This is a genomic window from Scytonema hofmannii PCC 7110, from assembly GCF_000346485.2.
In the GTDB taxonomy this organism is placed as follows: Bacteria; Cyanobacteriota; Cyanobacteriia; order Cyanobacteriales; family Nostocaceae; genus Scytonema; species Scytonema hofmannii.
Genome location: NZ_KQ976354.1, coordinates 6,824,037 through 6,842,813 on the forward strand (window position 1 = coordinate 6,824,037; position 18,777 = coordinate 6,842,813).

The following is an 18,777-nucleotide window of genomic DNA, read 5'->3' on the forward strand; positions in this document are numbered from 1 at the left end:
TAACTTATAAATGATTGGTTGTAGCTATTACAGAGCTTCTATCAAAAAGCAGATCTTTGACAGATATCGCTTTAGCGACTATATCTTGATTGTGGCATTCTCCCGTACCAGTATTAAAGATTTGACACGGACTGGTCATTTGAAATCTGCCAAAATCTGTGTTGACGCTGTATATACAAAAAATGTATATTCAATGTGTGGCCCGATTCTTGTAATAGTGATTGGACGGCTTGCGGTGGATCGAAACTGGCAAGGAAAAGGCATTGGTTACGCTTTGGTGCGAGATGCCGTCCTTCGTACTCTGCAAGCAGCAACCATTGCAGGTATTAGAGCTATTCTGGTTCACGCTATTTCTGAGGAAGCAAAGCTGTTTTACGAGAAATGCAGTTTTATTCCTTCGCCTGCCGCTCCGATGACGCTCACGATAACAATCGCAGATGCCAAAAATGCTCTTGGCATTGAACGGAAATGTTTCGTGCAGTCCTCACCTAAAAATACTATAAAGATATTTACATTTTAGGTGGGGTTAGCGAAACCAATATAAAAAGCGCAGCAACATTATTCTTTATTCTTTAGGGAAGTCGAAGTCTCACCACACTTGATTCTTGCCCATTCTTCAATATGGAGTCGAACCCAGTTCCCATAAGTTTGTTCTGGCTCTTTGACTTGATCGATTTGTTCTGTCACCCATTTTTCTAAATAGACTGTGGTCTTAGCTCTAGATTTCTCGTATTTTGCTACGTATTTCTTGACTTTATCACGGTTTCCCTTCTGCCAATTTTTCTGTGATTCTGTTATAGGCACTTGACTTATCCTTAACGTTTAGGTACTATAAGATTATAGTGGTAGGTCGAACCAATGAGCAAGAGAAAGAAAAAAAACCAGGGCAAGAGAAAAAAGAGTTTATCAGAAATAATTAGAACTGACGTTTGGGATTTTGCGACTAAACCAGAAGAAAAGCAACAGCTAATTATGACGATAGAAGAATATCGAAGATTCCTCAAGCCTCTTGTTTTAATTATAAATGCTCGTTGGATAGAACTTGCCGACTTATCTACAAAGGAAAGGGTTGCTAGTGTTGAGAAGATAATACACAAAACAACAGATAATCCAGAGCCAAAACATAGCTATTATCAAAAAGTTGTTTATAAGTATCCATCTTTCCGAAAATTCCCAAGTTATTTCAGAAGGGCTGCAATTGCAGATGCTCTTGGTATAGTGTCCAGTTTCCAGACCCGTTACAGAGAATGGCAATCTGGTATTCGTTCAAGGCGCGATGCCAAACCGCCACGATTGACAGCAATGTGTAATTCTTATCCATGCTTATATCAGGGTCAACAAGTTCGTTACGGCTTAAATTACAGTTCGGTAGATATCAAAGTTTGGAATGGTAAGGATTGGGTATGGATTAATAAAATACCAGTTAAAGGACATGGTAACAATAGGCATCTGATAGTTGGCAATGAAATGCAGTCTCCAACGTTAGTGGTCAACAAGAAGACTTGTCAATTATCTATGCCTGTAAAAATTCTTCAGGTAAATAAGGAGGAATCGGAGCGTGTATGTTCTGTAGATCTAGGGATTAATAATAGTGCTGTTTGCAGCATCGTAGATATCAAAGGTACTGTAAAGGCAAGATTGTTGATCAATCCAGCTAGAGACATAGACCAGCGTAATCAACGACGCATGATGATAGCTCATAAATCCAAGCAAACCCAAGCAAGAGTTGGAAAAGACAAAAAACTGCCCAAGGGTTTTTGTAAAGGGCTATATCGCAAATCCTCAAATATTAATTTGGAGATAGCGAGAAAAGTTAGTAAGAGAATTATAGAATTTGCCAATCTCCACAAAGTCAAGGTAATCGTCATAGAAAACCTTGAGGGATGGAAAGCTAAGGCAGGTCGAAAGAAATCTCTAACTAAACAAAAATTCCATCTTTGGTGTCATCGAAAAATAGTAGAGACACTAACCCAGAGATGGTCAGAGTTGGGAGGGATTGTTCAAGCTGTCAATCCTAAATACACTTCTGCTTATGCTTATGATGGTAGTGGGAAAGTCAAGCGAAATAAAAATAATTATTCTATAGCTAAGTTCCCAAGTGGGAAATTTTATAATGCAGATCTTTCCGCTTCATATAATATTGCTGCTAGGTATTGGTATTGTGTGTTAATAGGTGATAGCACCTTCTCTAGAGTATTCGTAGATAGAAATTCCACGAATAAATCGCGAACGCCGATAACGCTGGGGACGTTATGGAGCTTGTCTTCATAGCGTAAGAATCCTCAACCATAATCGTAAGATTTGGTTGGTGGTGCGTTCAATAGTCAACTTTTACTCCTCGTTGCTCCCAACCTTCACTTTCCGTGACTCCAACCACAGGGGAATCGCAATTACGGCTACTAGAATGAGCAACGCTGCGATCGCAAACTGACTCACCCAAGTTACTAGTTGTTCCAAGGAGACTATTTTTCCAGCGAAGAAAGCAAGCGTTACCATGACGCTAGCCCAAGCAATTGCTCCTGCTAGATTGCATAAAAAGAATTTTCCAAAGGGCATTTCTGCTATGCCTGCAAGAGGTGCTGCAAAGATTCGTAGCAGTGCGAAAAAGCGTCCAAAAAACACTGCCTTAACGGCATTTTCACTAAACTGGTCTTTTATTGTCAATATTCTGGCTTCTGAAATTCTGAATATGCTGGCAAGCCTGACAAGTAAAGACCAGCCTCCAATTCTACCTATCCAATAACCGCAAGTACCTCCAATCGCGGCACCTGCTGCGGCGTCGCTGAGAACCAGCCAGTAATTTAGTTCCTTGCTACCAGCCAAGAAACCACCCACTAGAGTCACGGTTTCGCCTGGGAGAGGAATCCCTAAATTTTCTAACAAAATTCCCAAAAAAATTGCCCAATAGCCATACTCGTGGGCAACCTTCTGGATGTTTTCTAGTGAGATGAATTCAAAAGACACCCAGCACCGCCGTCTTTACAAATTTTTACTTTCTCTTCTATGTTGACTTGTTTTTATGCAATGTGTCAATCAATTTACTCAGTGTAACTTGCCATTGCTGACGAGAGCGTTGGCACATTCTTCAAAAAGGGGGCAATAAACCAGGTTTCTCTCTGTGGTCAAGCTTGATATCTCGTATGCTCAACGATGAAGTTACCGGGTTTTTAGGATTACTGTCCCAAGGCTCTAGGATGCTTTTACCTTTCAATATCATATAAATGTCATTTTGCGACTAATATAAAAATTTTTAATAAAAACTTTACAAAAAGATGAAAAACCTGTAAAAATTATGTAAAAGACACGGTTGATACCGAAATCCATAAATAGTTATGCCTATATTGGGGGAAGTTAGGACAAATTATACGGCATGGATACTGAAAATATCAGTCTTGACCATATTGCTGCAATTTCCCAAATAATTGGGTGAAAAAGCAGCATTTTTAATGGTTGAAAGTAAAACAGTGTCTGTGTCTGTTTTCTGTTTTTGTACAATGTTTCAACTACCCAGTTAACTTCATGACTATCACATCAGACTGTCAAGTAATCTTGTTTAAACCCGAAGGACGCATAGATTTGCAGGGTGGAATGGCTCTTAGTAAAAAAATGGCCGTAGTGGTTCCTAAATGCAATCAACTCTGGGTCATTGACCTAGCCAAAGTTGATTTCATGGACAGTTCTGGACTAGTTTCCCTAGTCCAAGGATTAAAAGTTGCCCGTCAAAGCGGTTGTCGCTTAGTTATCTGTAACGTGCAACCTCCTGTTAGATTGATATTGGAACTCACTCAATTAGATTCTGTGTTTGAAATCTTTAGTTCCTACGAAGACATTTTCATTGAACCTAATGAGAAAAGTCTAACCGTAGCAAACTAAAGATTTTGTAGGTGATTCCAAATTTCATAAGTGGTACTTGATGTATGTTGCAGGAGATTATTATTGCCTATCCAATCCAAAAGATTCACTCAACGAATCTCAAGAAATGGGTAATTTCATAGTTCAAACTCATTTGATAAGAGCTAACTAATACCATTTTGGATGAGTGGATTTTAGATTTTGGATTGAAAAAATCATGCCTAGACTTGATTTCAATCAACTATCTGTTGCATTCTTTGTTCAAATTGGTGTAACTTATTTTATAACTTTTTCCCACTGATGTCCTTTGCTAAGACAACTTTTGTCTACAATGCAAAGCTTTAGCAACAAGTACCACTGGTTATTAATAACTTCCATTAATCAGCCATTACCATCTTTAAATATGTTGCGCCAAACAAATATTAGCGCTATGCAAAAGCTTTTTGGCAAACTACAACAATTCTTTAAAATGGGTGCATTCTATCTTCAAATTTCCAAAGTATGGTTTGGCAAAAGATGGTTTGGCAAAAAAATAATCTCCTGCAACTGGGAAAAAGTTATCACCTTAAGTCGTTTGTCATTTCTTACTGGTCACTGGTCACTGGTCACTGGTCACTGGTCACTGGTCACTGGTCACTGGTTTAAGCATTTTGGGTTGAAATATTATTTTGTGGAGATGCAGCACGCGGAAAATTCGGCAAATCTATACCACTATGGCTAGCTGTACGAGTTTTTAAAGCCAAACGATAACTGACACTCTGAAGCTCGGCTTGCAATTGACGATTTTCCTGTTGTAGCATTGCTACCTTTTCCCGAACTGGAGCCATTCGTTCTTCAAATTTACGGCGATATATATGGGGTAGTTCTTGCACAACTTGCTCTAGCATACGACTGCGGTCAGTAAGTTCCTGCACTGTTTGCCGCAACTGATATATCTCAGCATCACGAGTTGATATTTGTTCTTGATAAAACGTTACCTGCTGCTCAACAGCTTGCAGTTGTTCTCGCAATTCATGCAACTGGCTCAGATGACGCTCCGATACCTCTGTTTGGGGCATAAAATTGGTATTGCCCTTCACTAGGCGGAAGAGTTCTTGAGACAGCTGTTGCACAAGTTGATCTCGAAGCTGCAATTCTTGACGCAGCTTCGACACTTCAGCGGAGAGAGCTTGGATTGTAGAATCAGTTTGGCTCACCGTGCTTGCAGCTCCCATTAAAAATATTTTTTACTTTATTTATTACTACAGTAATCATAGTTTGGCAAGTAATAGTTAATGTAGCATTACCAGACGAATCGGCAATACGTAGATCTGCTATTTTTTGGGTTAGTCGTTAGTGGTTAGTGGTTAGTAGGGTCGTAAAGCTTTACACTCGTACACAGTGCAACGAATGCCTTTATGCTTGAAATACCCCAAAAGTTAGCCATTTTAGTATTTTAGTACTAATAACCACTAACCACTAACTACTAACTACTATGCAGCAGCCGTTGCGGGTTCAGCTTTTGCTTCTGGAACTTCTTGTTTAACAGTCAAGTAGCGAATGACTTCTTCGCTCAAACGCATAGCGCGTTCCATCACAGCGATCGCATTCCCAGGCGCAGTGTAGTTCATTTGAATGTACACTCCGTCTCTCTGTCTACCGATTTCATAGGCGAGACGACGCTTTCCACGATTTTGAATTTGGATATTTTCAGATCCTTTTTCCCGCAGCAAGTTTTCGTATTTTGCGATCGCTTGCTCTACTTGTTCGTCTGTCAAGTCAGGACGCAGGATATACATTGTTTCGTAAGCTGTTGCCACTGTTTCGATCTCCTTTTGGGCTGTATGGCTGCCGATGTTATTTCGTACAGGTACTTTTTTTGACAAATCCTGCACTCATTAACACCTCAAGCAACAAGGTGTAATTGATACTTTCTGATTATAATCGGGAAATTTTTGAGATGAAGCCTAACCGAGTTATACTCTGACTGGATGGCTGCAACCTTCGACATGGGTAACTACTAAGCGCTTTTCTTGCACTTGTTGCCTTACGTTTTTGTTCTCTGGGTTCAACCAAAACTTTACTGTAAAGTAGTTTCCCAAAATCTTTTTCAAATTATCGTGCGACCCGGTCAAAGACACGGAGTAAATGCACTTCCCTCATAGACTTATAATCTTACCAGCTTTTAATTATAGTGCTTTAATAAATCGCCATCATAATTTTTCACCTGGTGGCGGTTCCAATTGTTGAATAAGGAACTAACCAAGCTTATGGCACAGCGCTACGTGCGAGTTCAAAATCCCAAAGGACAAATTTATTACGGCTTGTTACAACTCTCATTGAAAGTACAGGTACTTGATGCTCCACCTTGGCTTGAAGGACAACTAACCGATTTGGTGTTGGAACCAGACACTTACCAAATTCTTGCTCCCTGTGCGCCTTCAAAAATTGTGGCGGTAGGCAAGAACTATGCCGAACATGCGGCTGAAATGGGAACGGATGTACCAAGTGAGCCTCTACTCTTTTTAAAGCCGCCGACATCCATAATTGCTTCCTCAGAAGAAATCTACTATCCGCCCCAGTCCCAACGGGTAGATTATGAGGGAGAATTGGCACTGGTTATTGGCGAGGTCGCTTTTGACTGCACACTGGAAGAAGCCCAAACAAAAATTTGGGGTTACACCATTGCTAATGACGTGACAGCAAGGGATTTGCAGAAACGCGATAATCAATGGACGCGGGCTAAAGGTTTTGACACTTTTTGCCCCCTTGGACCTTGGGTTGTCCGCGAATTAAGCCCCGGTGCGCGAATACAGACTTTTTTGAACGAACAAGCAGAACCTGTCCAATCTGCTACTATCGACCAGATGGTGTTTCCTCCTGATTTTCTTGTCTCTTATATTAGTCAGGTGATGACCCTGCTACCAGGGGATATCGTCCTCACAGGTACGCCGTTAGGAGTCGGTCCAATACATTCAGGCGATCGCATCCGAGTGGAAATTGAGGGGATTGGACGGTTAGAAAACACAGTCAAAACCCGTTAACAACTAACGGACTTGCATATAAACAGCATCAGAAATAGCAGGAATTTCTGCGTAACGTCCCATGAGAGACTGAACAACAGAATAGACGACTGCTGCGACTATGCCTAAAAAGATTGTTGTCGATAGGGTTTGTGCTGCAAAAGCGATACCGGGAAGTGCCACGAGTCGCAAAAGTATACCGCACAAATAAGCAACAATGTCTAAAAGTAACGCTTGCATTGTATTGAAACGAATGAAGTGGGCAATTCTTTCGTTTCTAACTACTAAAAAGAACAACACGAAGAAAATAATGAGTTCGCTATATGGTCCTAAAATACCGTAGATTGCCAACACTGGCTGTAGGGGCAAAAACAGCACAGCCAGTGCTGGAAACTCTCTAAACAAAGAGATTCCAAATGCAAGCGCCGCAATCAGAGGTAGCAAATAAGGTAAACAAGCCAAAAGGCGATCTGAAACCGTGGTAGACCCGCGCCAAGCCATCGTGCGTTCTCCTATAGTTAAACTTCAATAGTGACATGACCCTAGAATAACGCAGTTACCCAATAGTTCTGGTAAAACCTCAGATTATTCAATATGAACAACCCGGAAACCCATTAAACACTCATACTGATCGGGCTGCTGTTCGTTGGTATTGCGAATAGCATGACCGCAACGCAGTTGACCCTGACGCCAACGGGGTTGACCGGTACCATCAGCCAGTAAACAGGACTGACAAACCTGGTGAGGAGCAAATATTTGGTTTTCCATCATAATCATTAGCATCCAATACCTCCTGTAAATTCTGATTAGTGACTCACGTTTGTACGAGTGAGGGATACTAAAGCTAATTTAAAAATTTATTGTATGCTGGAAATTGAGTTGTGTAGTAAAAAGTAATACATTAATTAACTTGTCAACCGCGTTGACAATTAACAGTGACCAGTGACCAGTGACCAGTGACCAGTGACCAGTGACCAGTGATTTGTGACTTTTGACTTAAACTTTATATTCTGGGATATAGAACACGTGCTTTGCGTGGCCGAAAAAATTCCAGCGTAAACATCTCTATTAAGGATGGCAGCAAGTGACTCTCACTAATTCAGATTTTCTTACATCCTCTGACCCCGCGATCGCGGAGTTAATCAACGAAGAACTACAGCGCCAAAGGGATCACTTAGAGCTCATAGCCAGTGAAAACTTTACTTCGGCTGCTGTACTGGCGGCTCAAGGTTCTGTTTTAACAAACAAGTATGCCGAAGGGCTACCCGGTAAACGTTATTACGGTGGATGTGAATTCGTAGACAAAATCGAGCAACTGGCTATAGATCGTGCCAAACAATTGTTTGGTGCAGCGAGTGCTAACGTACAACCCCATTCGGGAGCACAGGCAAATTTTGCAGTGTTTTTGACTCTGCTAGAACCAGGGGATAAATTCATGGGCATGGATTTGTCTCATGGAGGACACCTAACCCATGGTTCACCTGTGAATGTTTCTGGTAAGTGGTTTCAAGCATACCACTACGGTGTTAATAAAGAAACAGAACAACTAGACTTCGATCAAATTCGAGAGCTGGCGCTTAGGGAGCGTCCAAAGCTTTTGATTTGCGGTTACTCTGCATACCCTCGTATCATTGATTTTGAAAATTTCCGTAGTATTGCAGATGAAGTGGGAGCATATTTACTAGCAGATATTGCCCATATTGCTGGTTTAGTGGCTACCGGTCATCATCCCAATCCGATTCCTTATTGTGATGTTGTAACAACAACGACTCACAAAACTCTACGTGGTCCTCGTGGTGGTCTCATCCTGACTCGCGATCCAGAATTAGGTAAGAAGTTGGATAAATCGGTATTCCCCGGTACACAAGGCGGTCCGCTGGAACACGTAATTGCTGGGAAAGCGGTGGCTTTTGGAGAAGCTTTAAAGCCAGAGTTTACAACATACTCTGCCCAAACGATCGAGAATGCTCGTGCCTTAGCAAATCAACTGCAAAAGCGGGGGTTAAAGTTAGTATCAAATGGGACTGACAACCACTTGATGTTAGTCGATTTACGATCTGTTGGTTTGACTGGTAAACAAGCAGATAAATTGGTTAGTGAAGTCAATATAACTGCCAATAAGAACACAGTGCCTTTTGACCCAGAGTCACCATTTGTAACCAGTGGTTTGCGATTGGGTTCTCCTGCAATGACAACGCGAGGTCTGGGAGTTGAAGAATTTACAGAGATTGGCGATATTATTGCCGAACGCTTGTTAAATCCAGATTCCAAGTCAGTTGCAGAAGATTGTCGGCGACGTGTCAAAGCATTGTGCGATCGCTTTCCCTTGTATCCGCACCTACAAATTCCCGTACCAGCTTTAGCTTAGGGAGTAGGGAATAGGGAGTAGGGCTGCAAGATCCCCAATCCCTTCCCTCACCCCCAACCCCCTCTCCCATTGGGCGAGGGGGCTTTTTCAACCCTTTTCTATGAGCGCTTACTCCCTCACCCTTGACCCCTTCAAATTGTAAAAATCCCCTGTCGATAAAACGCAGCTGATGAAGTAGATAGATGTAAAGAAATCCATAGTGGATTTTTAAATGTAGAACCTAACTTAATAGTGAATACAGATGCGAGTTCAGATTTATCATCTGATTGCGTTCCTTGTTGCTGCTGTAGTCGTTCTCTGGACTACACCTGATGTTAGAAACATGGGCATCAAAAGCGGACGTGTGGATAGACCTAATGACCGAAAAGTTCATCAGCGCCCAATGGTACGACTAGGAGGAGTTTCTATCTTCGCAGGTACGATCATCTCCCTGTTAATTGTCTGGCTTTTAGGTGGATTTGGAAATCTACCAACTGATAAAGAATGGCAAATTTGGGGAGTGATTTTAGGCGGTGTGGGCTTTTTTATCATTGGCTTAGCAGACGATTTATTAAATCTGTCGCCCATAACACGGCTGTTAATGCAAATGGTTGTTGCGGCTGGTGCATGGAAAGCAGGTGTGAGCATAGATTTTTTGAGCATTCCTACAGGTGGAGTGATTCAACTAGGTTGGTTGAGTTTACCCATCACACTCCTATGGTTGGTAGGAATGGTAAATGCAATTAACTGGATTGATGGTTTAGATGGATTAGCTGCAGGCGTATCGGGAATAGCGGCTTTGGTAATTCTTGTTGTTGCCTTATTTATGCAGCAAACAGCCGCCGCCATTATAGCAGCCGCGATCGCTGGTACAACACTGGGATTTCTTCGTTATAACTTTAACCCCGCACAAATCTTTATGGGAGATGGCGGAGCTTATTTTATAGGATTCACCCTAGCAGCAGTGAGTGTAGTTGGTCTAGTGAAAACTGCTGCTACTGCGGTATTACTGCCTTTCTTGATTCTAGCTGTACCAATTGTGGATATGTCAGCAGTGATTTTGGCACGACTTCGCCGTGGTAAATCACCTTTTACCGCCGATAAGAGTCATTTACACCATCGATTGCTGCGGGCTGGGTTATCCCACAGATTGACTGTTTTATTCATTTACTCTTTGACCCTGTGGGTTGGAAGTTTAGCATTGGCTCTTGCTGGTATCCCCAGTGGTATTGTTTACACTTGTGGTACTACCTCGTTGCTCATTTATGCGACTTGGAAAGTATGGAGAATTTCACGACAAACTTAGTGATTGGTTAGTGGTTATTGGTTATTGGTTAGTAGTTAGTAGAAAATACAACTAACAACTAACAACTAACAACTAACAACTAACCCATTATCATGAGTGCAGAAATTATTTGTGTTGGAACAGAACTGCTGTTAGGAGATATTATTAACAGCAATGCCCAATATTTGGCACAGCAGTTAGCTAAACTAGGTATATCCCACTACTATCAAACAGTTGTAGGAGATAACTCAGAGAGGTTAAAGCAGGTTATAGAAATTGCTATTCAAAGAGCACAAATTCTTATTTTGACGGGAGGGTTGGGTCCTACGCCTGATGATTTAACCTGCGAAACCATTGCCGCTTTTTTTAACTCTCCTTTAGCGGAATGTCCGGAGGTGATTGAAGAGATTGCTCGGAAATACGCTCAACGCGGGCGGGTAATGACTGCTGGTCATCGCAAGCAAGCTTTGATACCTCAAGGGGCAGAGATTTTACCTAATACTACGGGGACAGCACCTGGTATTATCTGGCAACCCCGCATGGGGTTAACTATATTGACTTTTCCCGGTGTACCCAGTGAAATGCAACGGATGTGGGAAGAGACTGCTGTACCTTACCTTAAGAGTCAGGGTTGGGGTCAAGAAATTATTTACAGTCGAATGTTAAGGTTTTGGGGTACTTCGGAATCAGCCCTGGCAGAAAAAGTTGCGGCTTATCTCAATTTACCAAACCCAACAGTCGCTCCTTATGCTGGTAAGGGGGAGGTGAAGTTAAGGGTTTCTGCTAAGGCTGCAACGGATGTCCAAGCGCGAGAAGTTATTGCGCCTGTTGAGCAACAAATTAAGGACATTGCGGGGTTGGATTATTACGGTGCTGATAATGATACCCTATCTTCAGTTGTGGGAGAGTTATTGCGTAGTGCAGGGCAAACCCTCTCCGTTGCTGAATCGTGTACTGGTGGTGGGTTAGGACAGATGTTGACGGAGATTTCTGGCAGCTCTGAGTACTTTTGGGGTGGAGTAATTTCTTACGATAACTCTGTTAAAGAGAGAACTTTAGGCGTAAAGTCGGAAGATTTGGCACAATTTGGGGCGGTCAGTTCTATTGTAGCTGAGCAAATGGCAGTGGGAGTGCGATCGCACCTTGGAACGACTTGGGGATTGAGTATTACAGGCATTGCGGGACCAACAGGCGGGACAGAAACCAAGCCTGTTGGTTTAGTCTATATCGGACTAGCGGGACCCAACCAGGAAGTAGAAAGTTTTGAGTATCGTTTTGGTGCAATGCGAGGTCGAGCTTTAATCCGTCATCTTAGTGCGTGTACTGCATTGGATAATTTACGGCGCAAATTGTTGCTCCCCTCACCTCACCAAAGATGAGTTTAATCGATCGCGAGCTAACGCTTGATACAAAACACGTCGCAAAGCATATACCAGAGACTCTTCAAATGCAACGACTACTTGAGAAAGAAGGAAGCGCTCATGTATTTAATGATGAAGCCACAATGTTTATGATTACTCAAGCAATTATAGAAAGAGGAGAGTTTACAAATTTGCGCGTCGCAAACTCCAAAGTAGTACGCCCCCACTTAAAAGTAAAACAATTAACCAGGCGAAGAAAGTATCAAACATAACTGAGTTAGTCAACAAAACCCTGCTAAAAAGAGTAATAGCCCCACCAGTCAACAATGCCCACAACCAAGCTTTATTCACAACTCCTTTCAATGCCACCCATTGGGATAGTCCCAGCATGAAACCAAATGCTATGCGGGTGAGTAAGGAGTTGAAAAATAATTTGAAAATGAATATCCCAACTGGAACACTCAACACAAAGCCGACAAGATTGATCGAAAGCCACTTCAGCCAAAACTTCCGTCCTATGTGAGGGCGTACACTCTGCATAGAAGGAGAATAAGACGGCTGCACCTGAGGCGGTTCAGCAGGAATTTCTTGACGATATTGAGCTGGAACTGATGGTGGCTGGGGATTGCTGGCGGGGGGTCGCCGTGTTGAGGGTAGTGGTTGTTGTGGTGTAACATTCGGCGATGAAGGTTGATTTGGTACATATCCTGCTGGATACTGGTTGAGGGATATTGCTGATATTCGGAATTCCATTTGCCCCAACCGCAAAATAGTACCTTGATGAAGTAAGGCTTCTCCTGTTATTAAAAATTGTCCATCGATCGCTGGTGGGTTGTTCTGATTCATTGGACGCAAATAAAAACACCTGTGGTGAGTCTTAAAAAAGATTTCTACGTGCAGTCTTGATACTGTTGGTTCTGACAAAACCAGGTCACACATAGCAGGATCGCGTCCAATGCGAAAAACATCAGAATGTTTCGTGGATTGATTTTCGAGAATTGTTTGAGTTCTGCGCTGTCCGTCTTCAAACCACTCCAAAGTTAGTTCGTGTAATCCTGTCGTCCGCGTGGGAATGAGAGTCGGTGAGACATCTTGGGAAAAATTTTGTTGGTATTGCAGTGCTTGTAATGCTTCCTCTGCTGACTGATAGCGCTGTCGGAAATCATAACGCACCATTTTATCTAAAATATCTGCCAATATTGGGTTGACTTGTGCGTGATGACGCCAGGAAATTTCTCCTGTCACGGGGTCTTCAGTGAGTTTATGGGGCATGATTCCTGTCAAGGCTTGGATACCTATCATTCCTACAGCATAAACATCACTGTTTAATCTGGGGCTTCCTTTGGTTTGTTCGCTCGGCATATAGCCAGCAGTCCCAATAGCCACTGTTGGCGTTGTGTATCCTTGAAGATTGACTTGAGTGACAGTTATTTCTTTGACTGCACCAAAGTCAATCAGAACAATTTTGCCATCTTGGCGGCGTCTCATTAAATTCGCTGGTTTAATATCGCGATGGATAATTTGACGCTGATGAACAAAGGCAAGGGGTTCAAGGATTCCTTGTAGCAGGTTAATAACATCTGATTCGCTAAAATAGTTACCAGAACTTAGTTCTGTACTTAAAGATTGACCGTCAATAAACTCCTGAACCAGAAAGAATTCTTGATTTTCCTCAAAATAAGCTAGAAGCCTGGGAATTTGATCGTGATTACCCAGTTGCTGTAACACTTGTGCTTCTGAAGCAAACAAGCGTCTTGCTATTTGCAAAGTGTTGGGGTCACTAGATGTGGGTTTTAATTGCTTGACAACACATTGAGGATTTCCTGGCAGTTTAGTATCATCTGCAAGGTAAGTTTGACCAAAACCTCCAGCACTTAAAACTTGCTTAATTTGATAACGCCTATCTAATATTTCCCCCAACATATTCCTGCCAAAGGTTTTTGGTATCTATGCTACCACAGTGACCAGTGACCAGTGACCAGTAACCAGTGACCAGTGACCAGTAACCAGTGACCAGTGACCAGTGACCAGTAACCAGTGACCAATGACAAATATCCTTCTTTTGATATATTGACTGTTCTCCTAAATACCACTATTCCTAAGTTCGTTGCCTTAATCGGGGTCGTTTATGGAAAATTTCAATTCTTCACAACAGACTCAGCCGGGTACAGCTTTAGAGGAACAAACGCGTCTAGTTCCACTGGACTCAAGTAAGGATGCTCAACCCGCATCACCTTCTCGTCGTCATCTACTACCTAAAGTTCTACTAGGGGTGTTGTTATTTACAGGGGCGGTTGCTGCTGGAATTTTGACATATCGGTGGTGGCAGTACGGTCAAAGATATCAGCAAACAGATAATGCTTATGTTAGTGCTAATATTCACCCCGTGACATCTCGTGTATCGGGTATAGTGACCCAAGTCACGGTCAATGATAATCAAATAGTATCGCCCGGAACTGTGTTGGTGAAGATCGATCCCCGTGAGTATCAAGCATCCTTGATACAGACAAAAGCATCTCTAGAATTAGCTAAACAGCAAGCAGCTTTAGCACAAGAAAATGTCAAACTGATTGCAGATAATAATTATGTACCCTTGCCTGTACCTATAAATAGCAACAACCAATCGCAGCCGCAAGCCATGAATCGACAAAGGGATATAAATCAGCAACAGTATAAAACAGCAGTGGCTGCGATCGCACAAAAAGAAGCGGAGGTGAAGAAAGCACAGCTTCATCTCTCCTATACCAACATAGCTGCCTTAGTCGCTGGTAAAGTTGGTCAAAAAAACGTCCAAGTAGGACAGCAAGTACAAGCAGGGCAAACCCTGATTACAGTCGTACAGCCAAATCCTTGGATTGTAGCGAATTTTAAGGAAACCCAGTTAGAAAAAATACAACCAGGTCAAAAAGCAGATATTAGAATGATTGCTTTTCCCGGTAAGAAATTTCGCGGTACGATAGATAGTGTGTCTCCCACTTCTTTTGGTAAGGTTGCTCCTTTTAAAGGAGAAAATACTACGAGTGACACCACAAAGAATTCAAATGAACAAAGAATTCCTGTAAAAATTCTGTTCGATCCTCAAAGTCTTCGGGGTCATGAGGCTAAAATGACTCCTGGAATGTCAGCTGTTGTCACAATAGATACGAAATAATTTGCTATCTAGTGGTTCATCGCATGACTCCCGAACCGCCATTCGATTACCTAAACACGTAGGTAGGGCTAAAGCCCACCAATAGCGAACTACAAAGATCGGTAATTTGAGAACGGAAAGGGAGTAATTATGAGGGGTTGCAAGATCCCCAACTTCTTTAAGAAGTCGGGGATCTGAGCAAACTGACTCATCAAAACTACTGAATAATGGCATTAAGTGGTTGTGTAGCAGTATCTATAAGCACAAATTCATCGGGACTTAGAAGGACGTTTAAATATTCCAAATCTCCCACTAACGCTTGATTAGAGAGAGCGATATCTACGGCATATCCTTCAGGATTTTCATAGCATTCTACGACAGTACCTACTGTGTTTTCAGGAATAATTTTATCGTTAAAATCTGCTTGCACTTTTAGAGGATGTTTTAAAAGTTTTGGTCTCATATAATTCGCTACTATACAAACAAAGTCCGCCTACGCGGACTAACGAGAAATTAAGGTTTTGAAACCCACGTAGGTGGGTTTCGCTTGTATAGCCGCGATTTCCAATCGCCAAGGCTGTATTAATTGAGACTTTACAAACATCCTCTTACCAACGTTTTTATTTTGTCGTAAAGTTTAGCTTTCATTACTGTACGCCTCTGATTTTTCTACTTCCAACCGCCTGCACATTGGCACATAAGGGCTGATATGCTTCTAAAGATTGGGCAACAGGGGTCAATTAAAAAGAATTTTTACTTCCTAGAACCTTCTGCTATTAACGATCCCACGTCTTTTCATCAGAATAATCAATCACCAGAGACTTGCTGTATTCTTCACGATTTGTTACAAAAGTACAAAGAACTTCTAGGACTTAAACTCACTCATACTTACGCAAATGCTAGGCGGACTTACAGGTTTAACAGATCCCAAAGGCACTGACTGGGGTGAGCGCATGCTCAACACCGTAGCCAGCCAAACGATTCGCCACCTGTTTACTAAGAGCGAGTCAGTAGAAGTCTTTGTCCGTTGCTATCCCTCCAGCAAATTGTTACAGGGCAGTATCGACAGCTTCAAAATGAGCGGTCGCGGGTTGCTTATTCGCAAAGACTTTGCCGTTGAAGATATGTCTTTTGAAACTGATGCTGTCGCCATTGACTTTAGCTCTGTTTTAAGTGGCAAATTACGTCTCAAGCAACCAACCCAAGCCATTGCTCAAGTCGTTTTATCAGAAACAGGTATTAACCAAGCTTTTAAAGCAGAATTGGTGACAAAGCGTTTAATGAACCTTACCTTACCAGCATTGACCGCATTGTCTGGGGGTAAGCCAGTTTCGTTTCCTGAAATTCAAGTACAGCTCTTACCTGAAAATCGGTTGCGGATTTTTGCCAAAGCGGATTTAGGTACTGAGGAAACCATACCCTTAAATATCATTGTGACTATCGCTGTTGAACGGCGTCGTCGTATTTCTTTTAAAAACCCTGTAGTAGAACTCGAGCAAATACCGGAAGCTCAAAAGGAAATCTCAAAAACTCTCAGCTTAGTACTAGTAGAAATTTTAGATAATATGGTCGATTTAGATCGGTTTGACCTTGATGGCGTAAAAATGCGTCTAAATCGATTGGAAACTGAAGGTCAACGGCTAATTTTTAGCGGTTATGCTGAAATTGAGCGCATCCCACAAAAGGATTGAGTATGAAGGATAAAAACTAAGTAAGTTGGCACAAATAGTTATGACTGGTTTGTAGTTGCGCTAAGCGCGAAGACAGCGCAACTACGAATGGAATAAGCGAGATTTTACATCTCTTTACATAGTTTTGCTGTTTCTTGCCAACCTACATGATTTCATTTAAACAATGTCGCCTACTGCTTCGCTAACCTCAGTAGGTGCTTGATATTCTCGATCTGGGATTTGTTGCAATACAGAAATAGCATTTTCATCAGCACCGTTCTGCTGTGCGCGTTTAATCAATTCTTCCCTGTTAGCAGGATAGTCAACGCCTTTTAAGTGTTTTTGCACTTGGATTGGGTTAAGTTTAGCCATTTTTATCCACCTCTAAAGAATATTTCTATCTTTACAGGCGGATATATTGACTCCATCTACCAAAGAGTTACAGATAATTTACTCATTAGCTCATCCAATAGGCTGATGAAGCCCATTTTTCCATTTCAATACCAACTAGAACCACAAAAATCTTAAAATAAACTAGATGTATATACCTATGTGACAAATAATTATGCCTCCTCGTTGGCCTCGTAAACCCGATCGCAAAGACCCTGCTTACCGAAAATTAGACGATCGCATGAATTTTGCCATTCATGTTGCATTCTTTGCGATGTGTAATTCTGGTTTGTGGTTTTTCCATAACCTCAATTCAGCAACTTGGGAGTGGTTATCTTGGTTAACCGCAAGTTGGTTCGTTGTGTTATTAGTTCATCTAATATATATTTCTGCGATCGCTAATTACTCAGAAACGCCACCAACATCCACCTGAAGATGGACTGAATAAGCTAGGGTGATTGTAACTTGTGGTAGTAGAGCTAGTCGCGATCGACGATCCATAATAAGAGCTAGGATGAGAGGTAGCACTCTTTATATAGGGTTATATTTATGGCTAAAGCAAACACCACCGAATTACTAGAAGCCCTAGCTGCGGAAATTGGTGACAACGTTTACATCGATATTGCTAAGTGGCACCTTTATTTATCTAATGCCAAACTTCATACGGTAGTAGCAGAACAACTTTATTCCCTTATTACTGCTAACAAACCTGTGGAAGAAAATGATGTTATCAGAGTTTTAGAATCTATTCCAGTTAAGATTGGTGGCGGTAAAAAGGAACTTCCCCTTATTGATTTACTTCCCCTGCAATGCCAAGTGAATTTAGTTGATATTTTAGAAAAATATCAACGAGAAATTTAATCAAACAGTTAACTGTTTAATCGATTGAATTTATAAAGGTGAGTCTAATCTCGCTCCTATCTTTTATGTAAACTTATGGAGGCTATTTCGATGCTTTTACAAATTAAAGAAAGCGGTGAATTGGTTAAAGTTCTTGATGTTCAAGAATTGATTGACCCCAATACCAATGCTATTCAAGCACAAGAACAAGAAGGTCAAGAAGAACAGCAACCAGACTCCTATAACAAACAAAATCTGGCTTTTCCCTCAGGAGAAAATCTTCCACGCTGTTGGATGGATGCTAACTATAGAAATGGCTCCAACTGATGGTTTCTTCGGGAAAACTTAGAACCCCGACTTAGATAACCTAGATCCCCGACTTCTTAAAGAAGTCGGGGATCTAAATATTATCCTTCATACTTTAAGAAATTGTTTCAGAAAGCTTTTCGACTTTGTCCGATGGAAAAAATCCTTTTGTAATCCAATCAGTCAAAATGTGAGATAGCAATCCCAAAGGACCAGCAAAAAAGCAAAGTATCAGAGAGTGAATCGTCCAAATGCTTGTTTTTTGTCCTTCTAGATAAATGTAGCGCCCCGTAAACAAATCTAAAGTTAAAAAATGAATCCAACCAGTAGCAGTCACTTTTTCATCTGCAAATAATCTGGCAATATTTGACAATTGAGGATTTGAAAAAGATTCAGCAGTTTCTGGAGTGATAGTACTAATAAATAAATACAAATAAGTTGCTGCTAGTGGAACGAAAGGAATATAGGATTCCATAATCCTTTTTGTAATATTCCATTTAGGTAAAACAATCATTAAAATCCAAAAGGGCAAAACAAAAAAATTAGCAACGTTAAAAATTTGAGCAATTATCATAGAAAGGGTTAGCTGTTAGT

23 protein-coding genes are annotated in these 18,777 nt (G+C 41.5%); 13 read left to right on the plus strand and 10 right to left on the minus strand.

Going from position 1 to position 18,777, the window contains the following annotated elements:
- Positions 1–10 precede the first annotated feature (10 nt).
- Entirely contained in the window at positions 11–520 is a 510-nt protein-coding gene (locus WA1_RS60355; RefSeq protein ID WP_017747215.1) for a GNAT family N-acetyltransferase, read from the plus strand.
- Between the two features lie 38 nt (positions 521–558).
- Here WA1_RS60355 and WA1_RS28440 read toward each other — a convergent pair whose 3' ends face one another.
- Entirely contained in the window at positions 559–804 is a 246-nt protein-coding gene (locus tag WA1_RS28440) for a hypothetical protein (RefSeq protein WP_017747214.1), read from the minus strand.
- A gap of 54 nt (positions 805–858) precedes the next feature.
- Between WA1_RS28440 and WA1_RS28445 the strand changes: the two genes are divergently transcribed.
- Positions 859–2,271 carry an IS200/IS605 family accessory protein TnpB-related protein gene (locus tag WA1_RS28445; RefSeq protein WP_017747213.1) on the plus strand — a complete coding sequence of 471 codons (1,413 nt, stop codon included), beginning with the start codon at positions 859–861 and terminating at the stop codon, positions 2,269–2,271.
- Between the two features lie 60 nt (positions 2,272–2,331).
- Here the strand turns inward: WA1_RS28445 and WA1_RS28450 are convergent, their stop codons facing one another.
- Entirely contained in the window at positions 2,332–2,964 is a 633-nt protein-coding gene (locus tag WA1_RS28450; RefSeq protein WP_017747212.1) for a DedA family protein, read from the minus strand.
- Positions 2,965–3,519: 555 nt separating this feature from the next.
- Between WA1_RS28450 and WA1_RS28455 the strand changes: the two genes are divergently transcribed.
- The gene (locus tag WA1_RS28455) at positions 3,520–3,873 is read left to right on the plus strand and encodes an STAS domain-containing protein (RefSeq protein WP_017747211.1); all 354 of its coding nucleotides are present in this window, start codon (positions 3,520–3,522) and stop codon (positions 3,871–3,873) included.
- A gap of 620 nt (positions 3,874–4,493) precedes the next feature.
- Here WA1_RS28455 and WA1_RS28460 read toward each other — a convergent pair.
- Positions 4,494–5,048, minus strand: a complete 555-nt coding sequence (locus WA1_RS28460) for an Npun_F5560 family protein (protein WP_026135078.1) — start codon at positions 5,046–5,048, stop codon at positions 4,494–4,496.
- Between the two features lie 276 nt (positions 5,049–5,324).
- Complete coding sequence (gene rpsF, locus WA1_RS28465; RefSeq protein WP_026135077.1) at positions 5,325–5,651, minus strand: 30S ribosomal protein S6; 327 nt, start codon at positions 5,649–5,651, stop codon at positions 5,325–5,327.
- 450 nt (positions 5,652–6,101) lie between these two features.
- Here rpsF and WA1_RS28470 point away from each other — a divergent pair, with 450 nt between their 5' ends.
- Positions 6,102–6,875: a fumarylacetoacetate hydrolase family protein gene (locus tag WA1_RS28470; RefSeq protein WP_017747207.1), complete on the plus strand. Its 774-nt coding sequence runs from the start codon at positions 6,102–6,104 to the stop codon at positions 6,873–6,875.
- A 3-nt stretch (positions 6,876–6,878) separates the two neighbouring features.
- Here the strand turns inward: WA1_RS28470 and WA1_RS28475 are convergent, their stop codons facing one another.
- Complete coding sequence (locus tag WA1_RS28475) at positions 6,879–7,355, minus strand: Tic20 family protein (protein WP_017747206.1); 477 nt, start codon at positions 7,353–7,355, stop codon at positions 6,879–6,881.
- Positions 7,356–7,439: 84 nt separating this feature from the next.
- Entirely contained in the window at positions 7,440–7,637 is a 198-nt protein-coding gene (locus WA1_RS28480) for a hypothetical protein (RefSeq protein WP_017747205.1), read from the minus strand.
- Positions 7,638–7,938: 301 nt separating this feature from the next.
- Here WA1_RS28480 and glyA point away from each other — a divergent pair, with 301 nt between their 5' ends.
- From glyA to WA1_RS61845, 4 genes are all read left to right on the plus strand, one after another.
- Positions 7,939–9,222: a serine hydroxymethyltransferase gene (gene glyA / locus WA1_RS28485; protein WP_017747204.1), complete on the plus strand. Its 1,284-nt coding sequence runs from the start codon at positions 7,939–7,941 to the stop codon at positions 9,220–9,222.
- A 241-nt stretch (positions 9,223–9,463) separates the two neighbouring features.
- Positions 9,464–10,507, plus strand: coding sequence for a glycosyltransferase family 4 protein (locus WA1_RS28490; protein ID WP_017747203.1), 1,044 nt, complete (start codon positions 9,464–9,466; stop codon positions 10,505–10,507).
- Positions 10,508–10,599: 92 nt separating this feature from the next.
- Positions 10,600–11,865 carry a competence/damage-inducible protein A gene (locus WA1_RS28495; RefSeq protein ID WP_017747202.1) on the plus strand — a complete coding sequence of 422 codons (1,266 nt, stop codon included), beginning with the start codon at positions 10,600–10,602 and terminating at the stop codon, positions 11,863–11,865.
- 68 nt (positions 11,866–11,933) lie between these two features.
- Positions 11,934–12,119, plus strand: a complete 186-nt coding sequence (locus WA1_RS61845; RefSeq protein WP_419183624.1) for a DUF6972 family protein — start codon at positions 11,934–11,936, stop codon at positions 12,117–12,119.
- Here the strand turns inward: WA1_RS61845 and WA1_RS28500 are convergent.
- Positions 12,031–13,770: an FHA domain-containing serine/threonine-protein kinase gene (locus tag WA1_RS28500; RefSeq protein WP_017747201.1), complete on the minus strand. Its 1,740-nt coding sequence runs from the start codon at positions 13,768–13,770 to the stop codon at positions 12,031–12,033. The genes WA1_RS61845 and WA1_RS28500 overlap by 89 nt on opposite strands.
- Before the next feature lie 205 nt (positions 13,771–13,975).
- On the opposite strand from WA1_RS28500, the gene WA1_RS28505 reads away from it, so the two are divergent.
- A complete protein-coding gene (locus tag WA1_RS28505) occupies positions 13,976–14,998 on the plus strand; it encodes an HlyD family secretion protein (RefSeq protein ID WP_017747200.1) in 1,023 nt (340 codons plus the stop codon).
- A 196-nt stretch (positions 14,999–15,194) separates the two neighbouring features.
- Here the strand turns inward: WA1_RS28505 and WA1_RS28510 are convergent, their stop codons facing one another.
- The gene (locus WA1_RS28510; protein WP_017747199.1) at positions 15,195–15,440 is read right to left on the minus strand and encodes a hypothetical protein; all 246 of its coding nucleotides are present in this window, start codon (positions 15,438–15,440) and stop codon (positions 15,195–15,197) included.
- A 433-nt stretch (positions 15,441–15,873) separates the two neighbouring features.
- Between WA1_RS28510 and WA1_RS28515 the strand changes: the two genes are divergently transcribed.
- Positions 15,874–16,668, plus strand: a complete 795-nt coding sequence (locus WA1_RS28515; protein WP_017747198.1) for an LmeA family phospholipid-binding protein — start codon at positions 15,874–15,876, stop codon at positions 16,666–16,668.
- 156 nt (positions 16,669–16,824) lie between these two features.
- Here the strand turns inward: WA1_RS28515 and WA1_RS28520 are convergent, their stop codons facing one another.
- A complete protein-coding gene (locus tag WA1_RS28520) occupies positions 16,825–17,019 on the minus strand; it encodes a DUF2795 domain-containing protein (protein WP_017747197.1) in 195 nt (64 codons plus the stop codon).
- Between the two features lie 193 nt (positions 17,020–17,212).
- On the opposite strand from WA1_RS28520, the gene WA1_RS28525 reads away from it, so the two are divergent.
- From WA1_RS28525 to WA1_RS28535, 3 genes are all read left to right on the plus strand, one after another.
- A complete protein-coding gene (locus WA1_RS28525) occupies positions 17,213–17,470 on the plus strand; it encodes a 2TM domain-containing protein (protein WP_017747196.1) in 258 nt (85 codons plus the stop codon).
- A gap of 116 nt (positions 17,471–17,586) precedes the next feature.
- Positions 17,587–17,898, plus strand: coding sequence for a DUF3181 family protein (locus tag WA1_RS28530; protein WP_017747195.1), 312 nt, complete (start codon positions 17,587–17,589; stop codon positions 17,896–17,898).
- Between the two features lie 90 nt (positions 17,899–17,988).
- Complete coding sequence (locus tag WA1_RS28535) at positions 17,989–18,204, plus strand: hypothetical protein (RefSeq protein WP_017747194.1); 216 nt, start codon at positions 17,989–17,991, stop codon at positions 18,202–18,204.
- A gap of 94 nt (positions 18,205–18,298) precedes the next feature.
- On the opposite strand, the gene WA1_RS28540 is transcribed toward WA1_RS28535, so the two are convergent.
- Entirely contained in the window at positions 18,299–18,757 is a 459-nt protein-coding gene (locus WA1_RS28540; RefSeq protein ID WP_017747193.1) for an ABA4-like family protein, read from the minus strand.
- Positions 18,758–18,777 lie beyond the last annotated feature (20 nt).

Coding starts and splice junctions, on each gene's coding strand:
- WA1_RS60355 (WP_017747215.1), top strand. CDS start 11: ATGATTGGTTGTAGCTATTACAGAGCTTCTATCAAAAAGCAGATCTTT.
- WA1_RS28445 (WP_017747213.1), top strand. CDS start 859: ATGAGCAAGAGAAAGAAAAAAAACCAGGGCAAGAGAAAAAAGAGTTTA.
- WA1_RS28455 (WP_017747211.1), top strand. CDS start 3,520: ATGACTATCACATCAGACTGTCAAGTAATCTTGTTTAAACCCGAAGGA.
- WA1_RS28470 (WP_017747207.1), top strand. CDS start 6,102: ATGGCACAGCGCTACGTGCGAGTTCAAAATCCCAAAGGACAAATTTAT.
- WA1_RS28475 (WP_017747206.1), bottom strand. CDS start 7,355: ATGGCTTGGCGCGGGTCTACCACGGTTTCAGATCGCCTTTTGGCTTGT.
- WA1_RS28480 (WP_017747205.1), bottom strand. CDS start 7,637: ATGCTAATGATTATGATGGAAAACCAAATATTTGCTCCTCACCAGGTT.
- WA1_RS28490 (WP_017747203.1), top strand. CDS start 9,464: ATGCGAGTTCAGATTTATCATCTGATTGCGTTCCTTGTTGCTGCTGTA.
- WA1_RS28495 (WP_017747202.1), top strand. CDS start 10,600: ATGAGTGCAGAAATTATTTGTGTTGGAACAGAACTGCTGTTAGGAGAT.
- WA1_RS61845 (WP_419183624.1), top strand. CDS start 11,934: ATGCAACGACTACTTGAGAAAGAAGGAAGCGCTCATGTATTTAATGAT.
- WA1_RS28500 (WP_017747201.1), bottom strand. CDS start 13,770: ATGTTGGGGGAAATATTAGATAGGCGTTATCAAATTAAGCAAGTTTTA.
- WA1_RS28505 (WP_017747200.1), top strand. CDS start 13,976: ATGGAAAATTTCAATTCTTCACAACAGACTCAGCCGGGTACAGCTTTA.
- WA1_RS28510 (WP_017747199.1), bottom strand. CDS start 15,440: ATGAGACCAAAACTTTTAAAACATCCTCTAAAAGTGCAAGCAGATTTT.
- WA1_RS28515 (WP_017747198.1), top strand. CDS start 15,874: ATGCTAGGCGGACTTACAGGTTTAACAGATCCCAAAGGCACTGACTGG.
- WA1_RS28520 (WP_017747197.1), bottom strand. CDS start 17,019: ATGGCTAAACTTAACCCAATCCAAGTGCAAAAACACTTAAAAGGCGTT.
- WA1_RS28525 (WP_017747196.1), top strand. CDS start 17,213: ATGCCTCCTCGTTGGCCTCGTAAACCCGATCGCAAAGACCCTGCTTAC.
- WA1_RS28530 (WP_017747195.1), top strand. CDS start 17,587: ATGGCTAAAGCAAACACCACCGAATTACTAGAAGCCCTAGCTGCGGAA.
- WA1_RS28535 (WP_017747194.1), top strand. CDS start 17,989: ATGCTTTTACAAATTAAAGAAAGCGGTGAATTGGTTAAAGTTCTTGAT.
- WA1_RS28540 (WP_017747193.1), bottom strand. CDS start 18,757: ATGATAATTGCTCAAATTTTTAACGTTGCTAATTTTTTTGTTTTGCCC.